The organism is Mucilaginibacter sp. (genome assembly GCF_025359345.1).
In the GTDB taxonomy this organism is placed as follows: Bacteria; Bacteroidota; Bacteroidia; order Sphingobacteriales; family Sphingobacteriaceae; genus Mucilaginibacter.
The window spans coordinates 198840-214894 of the sequence record NZ_JANYGQ010000005.1; the positions used below are offsets into that span (position 1 = coordinate 198840).

At 43.9% G+C, this 16055-nt stretch carries 8 protein-coding genes; 3 read left to right on the top strand and 5 right to left on the bottom strand.

The genetic code is table 11. The annotated features are described in order from the left end of the window. Window positions 1-16: 16 nt before the first annotated feature. The gene (locus Q0R52_RS02695; protein WP_295791859.1) at window positions 17-3304 is read right to left on the bottom strand and encodes a TonB-dependent receptor; all 3288 of its coding nucleotides are present in this window, start codon (window positions 3302-3304) and stop codon (window positions 17-19) included. Between the two features lie 803 nt (window positions 3305-4107). Then, window positions 4108-6435 (bottom strand): beta-glucosidase BglX, encoded by a 2328-nt coding sequence (gene bglX / locus Q0R52_RS02700; protein ID WP_295791861.1) that lies wholly within the window; start codon window positions 6433-6435, stop codon window positions 4108-4110. A 190-nt stretch (window positions 6436-6625) separates the two neighbouring features. Between bglX and Q0R52_RS02705 the strand changes: the two genes are divergently transcribed. Further along, a complete protein-coding gene (locus tag Q0R52_RS02705; RefSeq protein WP_295791863.1) occupies window positions 6626-7387 on the top strand; it encodes an NUDIX domain-containing protein in 762 nt (253 codons plus the stop codon). A gap of 189 nt (window positions 7388-7576) precedes the next feature. Further along, window positions 7577-9448, top strand: coding sequence for a M1 family metallopeptidase (locus Q0R52_RS02710; protein ID WP_295791864.1), 1872 nt, complete (start codon window positions 7577-7579; stop codon window positions 9446-9448). A 12-nt stretch (window positions 9449-9460) separates the two neighbouring features. Here the strand turns inward: Q0R52_RS02710 and Q0R52_RS02715 are convergent, their stop codons facing one another. Then, window positions 9461-10930 (bottom strand): rhomboid family intramembrane serine protease, encoded by a 1470-nt coding sequence (locus tag Q0R52_RS02715; RefSeq protein ID WP_295791867.1) that lies wholly within the window; start codon window positions 10928-10930, stop codon window positions 9461-9463. Window positions 10931-11120: 190 nt separating this feature from the next. Further along, entirely contained in the window at window positions 11121-12842 is a 1722-nt protein-coding gene (locus Q0R52_RS02720) for a gliding motility-associated C-terminal domain-containing protein (RefSeq protein ID WP_295791868.1), read from the bottom strand. A 241-nt stretch (window positions 12843-13083) separates the two neighbouring features. On the opposite strand from Q0R52_RS02720, the gene Q0R52_RS02725 reads away from it, so the two are divergent. Next, a complete protein-coding gene (locus Q0R52_RS02725; protein ID WP_295791870.1) occupies window positions 13084-14343 on the top strand; it encodes a metallophosphoesterase in 1260 nt (419 codons plus the stop codon). A 124-nt stretch (window positions 14344-14467) separates the two neighbouring features. On the opposite strand, the gene Q0R52_RS02730 is transcribed toward Q0R52_RS02725, so the two are convergent. Next, window positions 14468-15976 (bottom strand): carboxylesterase family protein, encoded by a 1509-nt coding sequence (locus Q0R52_RS02730; protein ID WP_295791872.1) that lies wholly within the window; start codon window positions 15974-15976, stop codon window positions 14468-14470. Window positions 15977-16055 lie beyond the last annotated feature (79 nt).

The following is a 16055-nucleotide window of genomic DNA, read 5'->3' on the forward strand; positions in this document are numbered from 1 at the left end:
TTTTTTTTCTTAGCCGTTAAAATGATAAGTTAACACCAAAAATAAATTTCTTTTCGTTGTTTGGATAAGCACCAATATCAGTACCCAAACCGTTGCCGCCCACAACTAACAACTCAGGATCAAGTCCTTTGTATTTGGTAGCAGTGAACAGGTTAACGCCTTGTGCGTAAATATGCAGCTTATCAACCCCAAGCGCTTTAAGTTTTGCAGAATTAAAGGTATAACCCAAAGACAATGAACGCATTTTCAGGAACGAACCACCAGAAACATACCATGAGTTAACGGTACTGCTTGTTCCGAAACCGCCAACGGCCTGGGCCTTTGGTGTAGCTGCGTTAGGATTGCTTGGTGTCCATGAATTGAACAGCAAGTCGTTGCCCTTGTTTCCGGCGAATGTATCACCGAAATCAGTCCAGTATTTAGTGTAGTTATATATTTTGGCACCATACGAACCGTAAAGCACTGTTGACAGGTCGAAACCTTTCCAGCTTGCTCCTAAGTTAATACCGTAAGTAAATTTAGGGTTCGGGTTACCGATAAAATCCTGGTCGGCATCGGTAATAACACCATCGCCGTTAGTATCATGGTATTTAAAGTCCCCCAAAATTTCGCCGCCGCCGCTGCTGTTACCATTTTGGTAAACACTTCCGGCTTTGCCTGTTTTTGCAACGGCATTAGCATTTGCAGCGTCAATTTCAGCTTGTGAATTCCAATACCCGTCAACCACGTAGCCGTAGAACGAGCCGATTGGATGGCCAACCTGATTTCTAACAAGGGTAGTTTGGCGCTGTCCGTTATCACCGAAATAGTTGTTTTTAATATCGTTAGATATCTTATCAATATTACTCTTATAGGTTGTAATATTAGCACCGCCGTAGAAACTAACATCGCTGCCAATTTTGCCATGGTAAGTAGCCGAAATTTCAACACCCTTGTTCGACACCTGACCGACGTTTATAAACGGAGCAGAAGCACCACCTACCGTTGCAGGCAATGTTAACTGGAATAATAAATTCTTGCTCACTTTATTATACCATTCAACTGTTACGTCCAAATGGTTAAATAACGACATATCAACACCTACGTTGGTAATAACATCATTTTCCCAGGTGGTTTTCTTGTTACCTATTTGCGATGCAAAGAAACCGCCGGTAGCAGAATTGATGCCACCGCCAATTGCATAAGATCCTCCGCCAATTCCTGGCCTAAATGATGAATATGCATTACCACCACCTACACCTGCGTAAGTACCTAGTTCACCATAGCTTCCGCGCAATTTCAAGTCATTAATCCATGAAATGCCTTTCATGAAATTTTCCTGCGAAATCCGCCAAGCTAACGAAATTGATGGGAAGGTTCCGTACTGCCTGCCAGGATAAAATACCGATACACCATCGCGACGGATAGTGGCAGCCAATATGTACCTGTCGTTATAGATATAATCTAAACGGCCAAATAAAGATAATACTGATACTTCCTGACCAGGGCCAGCACCTGCAAGGATTGTAGATGCAGAACCGTTACCGATACTTACGTAAGCAGGGTCAAGTGAAAATAAATTGTTAACACTGGCATTTATATCCTGGTTAAAAATATCCCTTGCTTCGAAGCCACCAAATGCCTTAACACTGTGTTTGCCAAACACCTGGCTGTACTGAATAGTGTTAGTCCAGTTGTAACGGCTGCCGTAACCTGCGCCGGCCTGGTAACCGTTTGGCGAGTTATGGCTTTCACCACCGTAGTAAGGATTAACAATTGTATTGTTGTAGTAGTAGTTGTAGATACTTGTACCTATTTGCGTTTTAACTGTGAAATGCTTCAGGAAATCCACTTCGCCATAAGCCGAACCTACGATATTCCAGCCGCGGCTTAAATCCAAACCGTTTTGCGCCTGGCTTGCTACCGGGTTGATAGCGTTACCCAACTGGGTTAAACCATCATAAGTACCACCAAAGTTGCCTTTGATGTCATATACAGGGATCTGAGGCATCATGCGATAGCTGAAAGATATCGCGTTACCTTCACTTTGGTTACCACCGGGGATACCACCACCGCCTTGTGGACTTTCTTCAAAATAAACGCTCATCGTTTCGCCTATACGAACGTTGTTGCTTACTGAGAAGTTAGTATTAACACGGGCCTGGTACCTTTTATAGTAGGTATCAATTAATGTACCCTGTTGGTTAAGATAACCTAAGGAGAAATAATAATTGTTTTTTTCGTTTGCGCCGCTCAATGACACGGTGTGCGATTGTTGGGGTGCATTTTTAAATAATGCGTGGAACCAATCAGTACCAGCACCCTTTACAAATTTTTGTATCAGGTAATCATTGTTAGGGTTGTTAGGATCCAATACATATTTAGCCGGGTCAATAGCCGGGTTACCTTCATTTGCCTGTCCTTTAGGCGAATTTGGCACGTTTGAACCTGCCTGGTAGCCGTAATCGAAAAAATGACCGCCGTTGTCCTTAATTAAAAGGTTGTCTGGCTGAATCTGGCGTAACAACGCTTCGAAGTTATCAGCGCTTAACACGTTGAAAGGGTTACCGCCTAATGCAATCTGGTTACCGTAAAACGCATCATAAGTAAGCCTGGTTTTGCCTTGCTTACCTTTTTTGGTAGTAATTACCACAACACCGTTACCACCGGCAACGCCGTAAATAGCTGCAGAACCCGCATCCTTTAACACCGAAATTGATTCGATATCGTTAGGATTTAAGTCGCCCATACCTGTCCTTTGCACTCCGTCAATAACATACAACGGGTTAGTGTTGCCAAAGTTACCGATACCACGGATCAGCACGTTACCACTGGCGCCGGGAGCTCCCGATTGAACCACTGTAACACCTGCTGCTTGTCCTTGCAGTAACGATTCTGAGTTAGAGGTTGGAATAACCTTGGCCGCGGATACGTCAACAGATGCAACCGCACCCGAGATGTCCTTTTTACGCTGGCTTTGGTAACCTGTAACAATTACCTCGTTAAGGGTAGTGTTTGCAGGCTCTAATGAAATTGTAAGATACTGGTCGCCCCGAACAGTAACTTCTTTTGATTTGTAGGTAAGGTAACTTACAACAAGTACATTACCTGGCGCTAATGAGAGCGTGAACTCGCCATTAACATCAGTAACAGCGCCTGTGTTGGTGCCTTTAATCCTTACGGATGCACCAACCACCGGGAGTTTGTCATCGCTGCCGATAACTTTACCCGAGTGTTTTGTTTGCGCTGTAACTACCAATGAAGAAATCATGCAGCATAACAGCAGGCATAATGTTCTTCCCTTTAGGAGTAAACTTTTAAACATGAGATTGAGATTTAGTTGATTAATTTATTTGATTTTAAGATTGTTGTTCGGTATATATAGTGTTGTGAGATAAAACACGTTTGGAAACAGTGATAAAAGCAAAATTGACTTGGCCCTTACGGAAGGGGCCGGCTTTATTTATATGGCCGAAAAGAAAAAAATGTAAAAATTTTATCATGTATCGTACTTAATAAATATGAAAACTTATTGTTACTCAATTTTCCCGATGCATGCGAAAAACTGCCTGCATCGTTGCTTAATAAATGTTATAATAATATCAGGTTTCGTATAATTCTTTGATGGTGCAAAAAATCACATTGGCATTACACTAATGTAAATAGTGTGTACTGTTTACACAAGTGACATTATAAGAATTATAAATTAATTATTTTTAACCCTATAAATACTATACAAACACCATTAAAAAGCCATTTTGTTATAAATTCATTAAAAAAATGCCACTATAATTAATAAAATCAAAATGTAACATTTATGTTATACAGAACAATTATTTGAATATAATACAATTTAAGCCCTGTCGATCGCTTAAAACAGTATTGAAGCCTTTTTTTTGATAATAAAACCCCGGTATTTATAACCTTATTTTAACATCGCATTAATGTTAAAATTTCATCATTTTTTGTTAAAACCGTCATTTTAACAGTTATTTAAGCGTTTTTTTGACCTTTTTGCTCCTCACCCCGGGATAACAATTCGTTAACAAAAAGCCTGATAAAAGTAAAAAAAGCGCCCGGCTGTTGGTGCCGGGCGCTTCTCAAATCTGATGAAATTTTAACTTTTTTCTACCTTTTTGACCAATTTACCGAGGCCGATTGCACATTGCCCGAATTGGTACCAATCTGGACAATAAATTTCCCCGGTTCCCAATCATATGTTAATTTTTCATTATAAAATTTCAGGTCGGCAGTGGTGATATTGAATGATACAACTTTGCTCTCGCCGGGCTGTAAAAACACCTTTTTAAAATTTTTTAATTCCTTAACCGAGCGGCTAATACTGGCCACCGGATCGGCTATATAAAGTTGTACAACTTCTTCGCCGGCGTATTTACCGGTGTTGGTTACGGTAACCGTAGCTTTAACGGTAGTATTCCCAACCGGGTCGGTTTTGTCAAGCTGCACGCTACTGTAGCTAAACGTTGTATAGCTTAAGCCATAGCCAAATGGATACAGTGGATCGTTCGAAATATCAAGGTAGTCCGATTTAAATTTAGCACCTCCTGTACCGTCAAACGGCCGGCCTGTGTTTTTGTGTGCGTAATAAATAGGTATTTGCCCTACGCTGCGCGGAAATGTTGCGGTAATTTTGCCACCGGGGTTATAGTTGCCGAAAAGCACATCGGCAATTGCGTTACCAGCTTCAGTACCTGGCGCCCACGCGTCAAGTATCGCGGCAGCATGTTTATCTTCCCAGGTTAAGGTTAAAGGCCGGCCATTAAATAATACAATAACCAATGGCTTGCCGGTTTTTGATAATGCCTTTAGCAGATCCTTCTGACTTTCCGGAATATCAATATCAGCCCGGCTTGACGATTCGCCCGACATATTTGCCGACTCGCCAACCACTGCAACAACTACATCGGCTTTTTTTGCAGCTTCAACGGCCTCATCAATCATTTCCTGCGGTGTGCGTTTGTCTTTTTGCTCAGGGCCGGTTAATGCAAATGCACGGATACTTAAAAGCGAGTCATCCGTAATATTCGAACCTTTTGCATATAACACTTTTACGTTGTCGCCAACTAAATTCTTTATCCCCTCGGCAACACTTACCGATTTGTTGGGATCGCCGGCTATTACCCAGGTGCCCAGCATCTCCGAGTGGTTATCGGCCAGCGGGCCAACCAACGCAATTGTGCCCGATTTTTTCAGCGGCAGTGTTTCGCCCTGGTTTTTCAGTAACACAAACGAATGCTCAGCTATTTTCCGGGCGAACATGCGGGTATCATCATTAAATACATCTTGTTTTTCGCGGTCGGCGTTTATTGATTTATGTGGGTTGCTGAAAAGTCCTAGTTTGTATTTGGCTTCTAATACGCGGCGGCAGGCCAGATCAATTTCCTGCTGGGTTATTTTTCCTTCTTTTAATGATTTTTTCAATGTGGTTAGAAAGCCCTCGCCCACCATATCCATATCAAGGCCGGCTTTAACAGCCAGCGCCGATACAGTTTGTAAATCGCCAAGGCCGTGGTTAGTAACTTCGTTAAGCGCAGTATAATCCGACACCACAAAGCCTTTAAATCCCCATTGCTTGCGCAGCAAATCGGTAAGCAACCATTTGTTAACGGTGGCAGGCATGCCGTTTATAGTATTAAACGAACTCATGAAACTGCCTGCACCGGCATCAACAGCAGCTTTATATGGCGGCAGGTAATCCTGGTACATTTTTATAAGGCTCATGTCAACAGTATTGTATTCGCGGCCGGCTTCTGCGCCGCCATATAATGCAAAGTGCTTAACGCAGGCCATCACAGCGTCAGCATCTGTCATGCTTTTACCCTGGTAGCCACGCACCATTGCTTTGGCAACCTGCGAGCCATACCACGGATCCTCCCCCGAACCTTCCGAAATGCGGCCCCAGCGCGGGTCGCGGGCAATATCAACCATTGGTGAAAACACCCAATTTAATCCCTCGGCCGTTGCTTCCTTAGCGGCAGTACGGGCTGATTGCTCTATCAGGCCCATGTCCCAGGTTGCTGATACACCTAAAGGTATCGGAAAAATGGTGCGGTGCCCATGTATAACATCCAGCCCAAATATTAAAGGTATGTGCAGGCGCGAATTTTTCACAGCAACATCCTGGTACTTTAAAATATTTTCGGTACCCCAAACTCCAAATATTCCGCCAATCTCGCCGCGCTTCAATTTGTCTTCAATGCCTTTGCTCATGGTTGTACCCGTCGCCACGTTACCAGTAACTACCAAATTAAGCTGACCGATTTTCTCGTCGACCGTCATCTTGCTCATCAGTTTGGTAACAAAGGGCTCCATGCCAATGGTTACAGAGCCGGCATTGCCGTCTTTGTTTTGTGCCACGGCCTTATTAATTGGCGCAGCCGAAACAAAAAGCGCAATTGCTGCACATGCAGTTTTAAACGAAGAATATTTATTCATCTTTGCGGATTATAAAAGGTTATTATTGATTTACTTAAACCGCGGCAAATATTTTTAGATTAGTCCCGAAGCTTAAGCAGTATTTTAAAACAGTAATAATTGGTTTGTCACTATACGCCGATAGTGTATTTTTGACACAAGAGTAATATTATAATTTAAATAATCAAAGTATTTTTGTAGAATAGCGAAAATGTTGACCAAAGAAGAACTTGAAGAATATTGTAAAACCGCACGGGAGAGCTATCTGCCCCATATTTCAATCGATTGCGTGGTGTTCGGTTTTCACGAAGGGCTGCTGAAGGTTTTGCTGCTAACGGTTAAAAACGAAGGCGGCTGGTACTTGCCGGGCGGCTTTGTGCTTAAGGATGAACCGATAGAATTATCGGCCAACCGTATATTAAAGGAGCGCACCCGACTTGATGAAATATTTTTACAACAGTTTCATGTTTTTGGTGACCCACAGCGTTCAAAGCAACATTTTGACATGTATAAGGACATGCTGCCGCCTAAAGACAACTGGTTTACCAACCGTTTTTTGACCATCGGCTACTATGCATTGGTTGATTTTTGCGATGTTAACCCCTCGCCCGACCAATTTGCAGCCACATGCAGTTGGTGCGACTTAAATGACCTGCCCGAACTGAAACTCGACCACGCACTGATATTAAAAACTGCGTTGGATACCCTGCGGCTGCAGTTAAATTACCAGCCGATAGGTTATAACCTGATGCAAAAGGAATTTACGATGCCCGAATTGCAGAAGCTTTATGAAACCATTCTGGATAAAAAACTGGACCGCCGGAATTTTCAACGGCGAATGCTGGGATTTGGGATATTAAAGCGCTCGGAGAAACCGCGTAAAGGCGGTGCCCATAAGGCCCCCTATTTGTATTCGTTTGATTTGGAGAATTACGAGGCAGCGCTGAAAGAGGGCTTTAAAGGAGGGTGGTAATTTTGATTTCGGAATTTCGATTTCGGAATTTTTGAGCACGGAACACGGAATTATTTTTAATTGTTGGGCGTATTGCATACGCCTCTGGCACACATTGGTGTTCGAATCACCTCTTAAGGGTGATAAAACAACATCGTTTGCTTTTGTACTTTTGACGATAAATTATTGAAAATAAATAAGCTTTAACTGATGGCCTCATTTTACAAGCTGCTGATCCCGGTAATTTTACTGGGAAGCGTTGACTGCTTTGCCCAACCCTCACTGCCCGTACCGGTAAATTTACAGGCGACCTATGCCAAAGGAACACGGACTACAGGAGGTGCGCCAGGCAAAAATTATTGGCAAAACACAGCTGATTATACCATAGCGGTTAACTTCAACCCTGCCAATCGTAATTTGGAGGGAACGGTATCTGTTGATTATACAAACAATAGCCCCGACACCTTAAACGAACTTACGCTAAAGCTGTACCCCAACATTTATAAAAAAGATGCTATCCGCAATATGCCGGTTTCCGCAGCCGATTTGACCGATGGTGTGGAGATCAAAAAACTTGCTATCGACAAGAATGATCAGGACGCGTCCAGGTGGAGGATACTGGGCACCAACATGAATTTAAAAACCGCTGCAATACTTCCCGGGCGCAAAATACACCTCGACATTGCTTATTCCTACACGCTCAACAAAACATCGCACATCCGTACCGGGCAGGTCGACTCCGGGGCATTTTTTATTGCTTACTTTTTCCCGCGGATTGCCGTTTATGATGACATTGACGGCTGGAACCTGAACCCTTACCGCGGCAGCGAAGAGTTTTATAACGATTTTTGCCATTTTAACCTTTCGGTTACCGTACCCGGCGACTATAAAGTTTGGAGCACCGGCAATCTGAAAAATGCGGGCGACGTTTACGTGCCAAAAATTGCACAGCGCATTGATGATGCCGGTAAAAGCGATAAGGTAACCGATGTAATCACCGAAGCCGAACTTAGCGAGCAGATCACCACAAAAAATGCAACCAATACCTGGCAGTTTGAGGCCGACAGCGTAACCGACATGGCCTTTGCCATCAGCAATCATTATATCTGGAAGGCCAGCAGCCTCATTGTCGATCCAAAAACCGGCCGCCGTACGCGGGTGGATGCGGTGTTTAACCCGGCACATAAAGACTATTTTGAGGTGATAAACTACGCCCGGAAAACTGTTGAGGGCATGAGTTACACTTTCCCCAAATGGCCATACCCCTACCCTCATGAAACGGTGTTTGATGGGCTTGACCAGATGGAATACCCAATGATGGTAAATGATAACCCAACGCAAACAGCCGAAGACGGCATCGAACTAACTACACACGAGATTTTTCATACGATGTTCCCGTTTTATATGGGCACCAACGAAACAAAATACGGTTGGATGGACGAAGGTTGGGCAACCATGGGAGAGTGGACTATAAGCCCTCTAATTGATCCAAAAGTGGCCGATACTTTTGGTGTTGAGGCTTATGCACAAAGCGCAGGCACCGAAAACGATCAGCCCGTTATTTCCCTTACTACGCAGCTAAGCGGCATCAGCGGCTTTACCGGCTCGTACCCAAAACCGGGCCTGGGTTATTTGTATGTAAAAGACATGCTTGGCGACGCGTTGTTTACCAAAGCCCTGCATAATTACATACGCCTGTGGCACGGCAAACATCCAATGCCATTTGATTTTTTTAACAGCATGAATGCCGGTGCGGGCCAAAACCTAAACTGGTTTTGGAAAAGCTGGTTTATTGATGGCGGCATACCCGATTTGGCTATTACCAAAGTAAGCGACAACCAAAATCAATACTCAGTAACAATAACCAGGAAAGGCAGTAAACCTGTCCCGATTGACCTTACTATAAATTTCGCCGACGGCACAACGCAACACATTCATCAAAGCGTAAAATGCTGGGCAAACGGCGAAAAAACGTTTTTCGTAAACTTTACAGCAAAACGTAAAGTTAGTAAGCTGATTTTAGGCGGGATATATGACCCGGATTCGCATAAGGAGGATAATGTTTGGGTGGCGACACGATAAGGGTTAACCGCGTCACTTCCCTTTTAATCCATTAATTACGTTTTGAATCTTCTCATTATAGGCTTGGATACTATCCTTGTATTTATCGGTATCTTCGTCAACCGCTTTGTAGATAAAATTATAGCTCTTTATCCGGAGTTCACAATAGTATATCAGCGATCTGTTACGGGCATGCAGTTCGTCCGGAAGTTCCTGCCGGTCCAGATCATCCAGCATTTTTATCATTTCGTTCCAGTAATAAAGCCCCCTGTCTTTAATTTCCATCTTTAATGAATCTCTTGACGTGGTTTTAGGCATATGGTAAACTTCGAGCGCCATATTTTCCATCGACACAAAAGCTCTCATTTTAGCTTCGTATTTCGCCATGGTGTTTGGCACCCTGGTGCATACCATAAAGCTGCCAACAAGTACGGCCAACGCTACCCCCGCCACAGAGCCGAACTTTAGATCCGTTCTGTCTGGGTTTTTAAGGCTTGGATAAAATAAATATCCAATTGCAAAACCGCTTACCAGGCCACCTATATGGGCTGCATTATCTATGCCTGCCTTTACCCCATTTGCAAGGTTATATACAACGAAAACAAGTATGCTCGACATCATTGCCTTTCGCACCGATTTATCGATAATGTTGGTTGTAAGCAATGCCACGAAAACGCCGTACATGCCAAATATCGCCCCTGATGCGCCTGCACTTACTGTTTGTTCGTGCATCCATAAGCTAACGGTGCTGGCCGCAATGCCGGTCAGCAAATAGGCCGCCGCAAACCGCAACTTACCCAGATAGGGCTCCAGCAGCAAACCTATATACACCAGCGCGTACATATTGAACAACAAGTGCAAAATACCGATATGTAAAAAACAACAGGTAAGCAGCCGCCAGTATTCACCCTGCAAAGTTAACGAACGCAGATTTGCACCCCACTGCAGTAGACTCTCCGTATCAGGCAACATAAAATTGACACCGGATATTACCATCAGCGCAAACACTGCGATATTTAAATTGATAATTATCGGAGTTACAAAATATCCCTGAGTGGGCCAAAAAACAGAAAGCACACTGGTTAATTTTCCCTTGGTAGCGGTTGGGGGAGCGCCTGCAGATTCTGCTTCTTCCAAAGCAAGACTTTGTTTTAATTCGTCGTATTTCTGGTCGAGAGATTCGTCGGTCAATTGGGTCCTCAATTCTGCAAAGGCAGCTTCAAGGCTTTCAATATTTCTTTTGTTTTTCCCCCAGTCCATCATTTGGTTCCCGGTGCATTCACTTTTAAGCGCTGCATGGTCACCTTCAATATTTACTGTCACTTCCTCGGCCCAGGAGCTCATGGAGAATTTTGTATAGGCCACAAATCCATATTCGCTGGTGTGCCCGATATTCCAATTAAGCTGTTTCGCAGCCTCTAATAAAAGCACCAGGAAATGATTGCCCGAAAGCTCACCTGCCGGAAGCTCAGTTATGTATTTAGGGGAAAGTCCGAAAGCCATGTAATTAAAGTGTGATTTGTTACGGTAATTTGATAACAAGTATAGGTTTTGAATATATGATTTTTATTACAATTCAAAACTGCTAACGTAAAATATCAACAATGTAGTCGACTGGAAATAGACCGCGCTATCAAAGTCGGTTACTTTCCGATATCAATCATCCTCATTAATAGTCGATAGTATATCGTTATCATCTTATAACAGTTACCGAACCTGATACTTTATCTCTCCCATTTTTAAGGTCGATGATGTAATAATAGGTCCCGGTGGGCACCTGTTTTTGTTTGTATGTGCCGTCCCAAGGTTTTGCATATCCTACCGAATTATAAACGCTGTTACCGTAACGGCTAAATACGCTTACCCGGCAATTTGGATAGGTCCGTAACATGGGGATATCCCAGGTGTCGTTTATGCCGTCGCCATTTGGCGTAAATGTATTAACAACAACTATGGGCACGTCAATGATCATGGTAATTGCGTTCGATGTAACAACCTGTGTTGCTATACATTGGCCCGTAGTTGTTACCAAACAGGTAATAACATCGCCGTTAACCAGGTTATCAGCAGTAAATTCGGGACTGTTTGTACCTGCGTTTATATTGTTAACCTGCCATTGATAAGCAATATTTGTATTGTAAGAAGCCTGGGCTGTAAACACAACCGTTTGGTTTGGCGAACTGGTATTGTTAACTGCCGAAGACCTGATGGTTACCGAGTTGTTTATTAGCGGATGTATCGTTATTGCCGCTTCATTTGAGGTCGCAGTAGCCAGCGAACATAAGGCGCTGCTTGTTACTGTGCACGAAATTTTATCGCCGGTTTTAAATGAAGAACTGTTAAATATGCCGGCATTTATACCCACGTTTTGCCCGTTTATTTTCCACTGATAGGTTGGATTATCGCCTGCGTCAGTTGCAACTGCCTTGAAAGTTAATGAAACACCTGTACATTCCTCGTACAAATCAGGAATAATTGTGACAGACGGAACAAGCGTTGAAGGCGGGATTACACTAATTGTAATGGCGTTTGAAAGGGCCGTTGGACTTGTTAAACAAGGCGAATTATTATTTGTAAGCATACACCTCACTACGTCGCCATTGGCAAAATTGCTGATGGTAAAATCCGGGGTATTTGTGCCCTGGTTTGCGCCGTTTACCTGCCATTGATAGGTTGGATTGGCGCCTTCGTTGACTGGCGACGCAGTAAATTTAATCGGTGTGCCATTACAAACCGGACTGGTAACAGAAGATTGTATGCTTAACGAGGGGGTTAAGTTATCAATAGTATTGATGTTCGTAATTGTATTTGATTCGGTGCTCGCTGGGCAAGGGCTATCGCTTGTTACCACGCACTTCACCACATCAGTCGGTAAAATGCTTGCAAGCGTTAGGGTTGCACTGTTAGAGCCTGCGTCAACGTCATTCACCGTCCACTTGTAATTGGGGTTAGTACCGGCATTGCCTGCCGTTGCCGAAAAGCTTACCGGTGCGCCTGCACATTGGGTTGCCTTGCCTGTTGCTATGCTTATCGTTGGTACCAGCGGTGGGTTAATTTTTACTGTAATTGCATTTGACGTAACCGGCGGTGTGCCGCTGTTATCTGTCAGTATACAGGTAACAACGTCGTTATTATTTAACGATGAGGTGCTGAACGTTGCATTATCAGTACCGGCATTAACACCGTTCACCTGCCATTGGTAAGATGGCGCTGTGCTGTTTAAGGGAGTTGCATTGAAAGTGGCAAGTGTGCCTGCGCAAACCGAAGCCGGGCCGCTGATGGTAATTGAAGGTGCAGCAGCGCTATCGCTAAAGCTTACCAGTGCTGTTGAATTAATATTATTTACATAGGTTGAGGTGATGGCAAAAGAGGACGTAATAACCGGAAGCCGTCCAAATGCCAAATCGGTCTTCAAAAAAAACGATATCAACAAAATAGCTATAGTCAGCCGCTTAAAACAACCCATTCGCCATATAAATTTCGTCAACCGCACACCAACAAATAAGCATAGTAAGATGGAAACCTAAAGCCAAAATATGCTTTTTAAAAAATTAAAGCAAAAGTTAATTTACCACCGGCCCAAATCCACCATGGCGCAAAACTTTTACGCCGCAATTACCTTAACTTTAATATCTTGCGGCTTTTAAAAAATCATTGTGCACAGGCGTAACTTTTTCGACATATTTTTAATTATTGCGGCAATAAGCTTATTGCTTGACTGGTACGTTTTTAACGGTCTTCAGACCCTTACCAAAGATTGGAAAGCAATAAGATTTCGCAGGTTGGTTACTTTTGGATACCTCGTAATATCAATCGGCATATCAATTTCATTTTTAGCTATTTTGGGCAGTTTTACCACTGCAAAAGGGATGACGCCTTTTCATGAATGGATACTAAGTCTATTCATTATATCTTTTATAACCAAAGTCTTTTTTGTGCTGATATTGTTTTTGGGTGATATAGGACGTCTATTTTACGGAATTATAGGCCACTTTATCAATCCAAAAAGTAAGGCAGACAAACCTTTCTTCCCTTCGCGGCGGAAGTTTATAAGCGAGGCCGCTGTACTTGTTGCTGCATTTCCGTTTACGGGCTTGCTGTATGGTATGGTTAAAGGTAAATATGATTACAGAGTACACCGCCAAACACTTTATTTTAATGATTTGCCTGAGGCTTTTGACGGCTTTACTATTACACAGTTATCCGATATCCATTCAGGCAGTTTTGACAACACGGCAGCAGTACAACGCGGAATCGATTTGGCCAAAGCACAAAAAAGCGACCTGTTTGTTTTCACCGGCGATTTGGTAAATAACGCTGCCTGGGAAATTGAACCTTACCTCGGCAGGTTCGGCGAAATTAAGGCCCCTTACGGGCAATTTTCAATATTGGGAAATCATGACTATGGCGATTATATTGAATGGGGCAGCGAAGCTGAAAAGGCAGCCAATCTTGATAAATTGAAACAGCATCATAAAGCTTTAGGTTACCGTTTATTGCTGAATGAAAATGTTGAGATAGAGAAAAATGGTCAAAAAATATCACTCATTGGCGTTGAAAACTGGGGCTTCGGTTTTATACAAAAAGGCGATTTGGATAAAGCACTGCAAGGGGTTAACAATGACTCGTTTAAAGTCCTCCTATCGCACGACCCAACGCATTGGGAAAAGAAAGTAAGAAACCACCCAACAACCGTACACCTAACCTTAGCAGGGCACACACACGGGGCACAATTTGGTGTTGAAACGGCTGGCTTTAGATGGAGCCCTGTGCAGTACCGCTACCTTGACTGGGCAGGCCTGGCCAACGAAAAAAACCGCTATCTATACGTTAACAGGGGCTTCGGCTTTTTGGCATTTTCGGGCAGGTTGGGGATATGGCCGGAGATAACGGTTTTAACTTTGAAGAAGGCTTAGCTATTTTGTTATTGCGGAGGAACGAAGCAATCGCGAACTTTGCAAAACCGCTCTGTAAAGTTCGCGGTTGCCACGCTCGTTCCTCGCTCGCAATGACAATGTTTGATGATTTGTTAAAAAATTCTTACTTCAACAAAAACACTTGCGACGGAAAATCCCGGTCATCATAAACATATCTTAAGTCAACCACCTTCGTCACCTTGTCAAATACCATTACGTGGTAGGTAGTGGCGTTATAATTTGGCCAGACTGGTAATAACGGTGTGTTGGGGTCGCCGGTTTTGATAAAGGCGACCCAGGCAGCGTGCATGTTTGCGGCCAGTTGCTGCCGTTCTTTTGCTGCCTGCTGTAGTTTAGGGTCGCTCCACACATATTGCAATTCCTCGCCGTGCCTGGCGCCATATTTCTGGCCGTTATCATAATCAAAACGGTACATCCATACCGGCCTGCCGTTTAGTGCGAGCCAATGGGCAAAACGATAACTGTGCATCTGGTACATATACTGCGTTAGCACCGTAACTGCGGCATCATACGGCCGGGCAAATTTTGATTCGTACTGATAATTTTTGTATACCAGCTTGTAGTTATCGCCAAAAAGCGATTTTAGAATTGCAGTATCAGGATTTTTCAGCTTTTCATTACCATTTATAAATGCGGCAGCTTCATATTTATTTGTGCCGATTATTCCCTTAATACGCGGCATGGCCGTACTACCTGCATACTTATGACCATCAGTGGTAATCGTCACCCCATCATAAACCGGGCCGAAGAACGAGTTGCCGCCAATACCAGCGCAAACTATAGCCTGTGCCTTTATTATAGAATCGGCAGGCAGGGCAAGCAATTTAAGGCCGTCGTTTTTGCCCAGGCCCAACTGGCGTAAGATTTTGAGACGCTCATTTTTCGCAGTATTAATATCCCTTACACATTGAACCGAGCCGCTTTCCGCAATGTATTGCTGGAAAAGGCCTTTCGATTTTGGTGCCACCATCACCGCGCTAAGCAGCTTGGCCCCGGCGGATTCGCCCATAAGGGTAACCCGGTTTGGGTCGCCGCCAAAGGCCGTAATATTGTGTTTTATCCAAGTCAGCGCCGCAATGCAATCCAGCAAACCGCAATTGCCCGATTGTGCATATCGTTTATCCAAATCGCCCAGGTATAAAAAGCCCAGGGCGCCAAGCCGGTAATTAATGGTTACGGTAACAATATCGTCTTTATCGGCAAAGGCATGGCCGTCTTCGCCTTTACCGGCACCGGCTGTCATGCTGCCGCCGTGAACCCACACCAGCACAGCGCGTTTTTTATTGTCTGTTTTGGGAGTGTAGATATTCAGCGATAAACAATCTTCGCTGCCTTGTACATTTTTACTGCCGGGCTGCGTGGCAATGGCGCCAAACTGCTGCGTGGCGAGGGTGTCATCCCAATCGGCGTGCGCGGCAGGGGGCATAAGGCGGAGGGCTCCTTCGGGTGGTGCAGCATAGGGTACGCCCTTGAATACGGCTATGCCATTTTCTGTGAGGCCCTTAATATAGCCGTGGTTGGTTTTAACAACGGGGGCAGTGTTTTGGGCTGATGTCTTAGATAGAGAAAACGCTACGGTTAATAGCAGCGCCGCGACTATTCTGATGCACATACGTAACATAAAATTAAATATGGATAAAGCTAGGGAAAGATTGCGAATTTTTGCTGCTTGACGAATGGCCCCGATGCAA

What these genes read in the sequence shown, in the direction of transcription:
- Q0R52_RS02695 (WP_295791859.1), bottom strand. Translation starts at nt 3,304, where the DNA reads ATGTTTAAAAGTTTACTCCTAAAGGGAAGAACATTATGCCTGCTGTTA.
- Q0R52_RS02705 (WP_295791863.1), top strand. Translation starts at nt 6,626, where the DNA reads ATGTTGACCAAAGAAGAACTTGAAGAATATTGTAAAACCGCACGGGAG.
- Q0R52_RS02715 (WP_295791867.1), bottom strand. Translation starts at nt 10,930, where the DNA reads ATGGCTTTCGGACTTTCCCCTAAATACATAACTGAGCTTCCGGCAGGT.
- Q0R52_RS02710 (WP_295791864.1), top strand. Translation starts at nt 7,577, where the DNA reads ATGGCCTCATTTTACAAGCTGCTGATCCCGGTAATTTTACTGGGAAGC.
- Q0R52_RS02730 (WP_295791872.1), bottom strand. Translation starts at nt 15,976, where the DNA reads ATGTGCATCAGAATAGTCGCGGCGCTGCTATTAACCGTAGCGTTTTCT.
- bglX (WP_295791861.1), bottom strand. Translation starts at nt 6,435, where the DNA reads ATGAATAAATATTCTTCGTTTAAAACTGCATGTGCAGCAATTGCGCTT.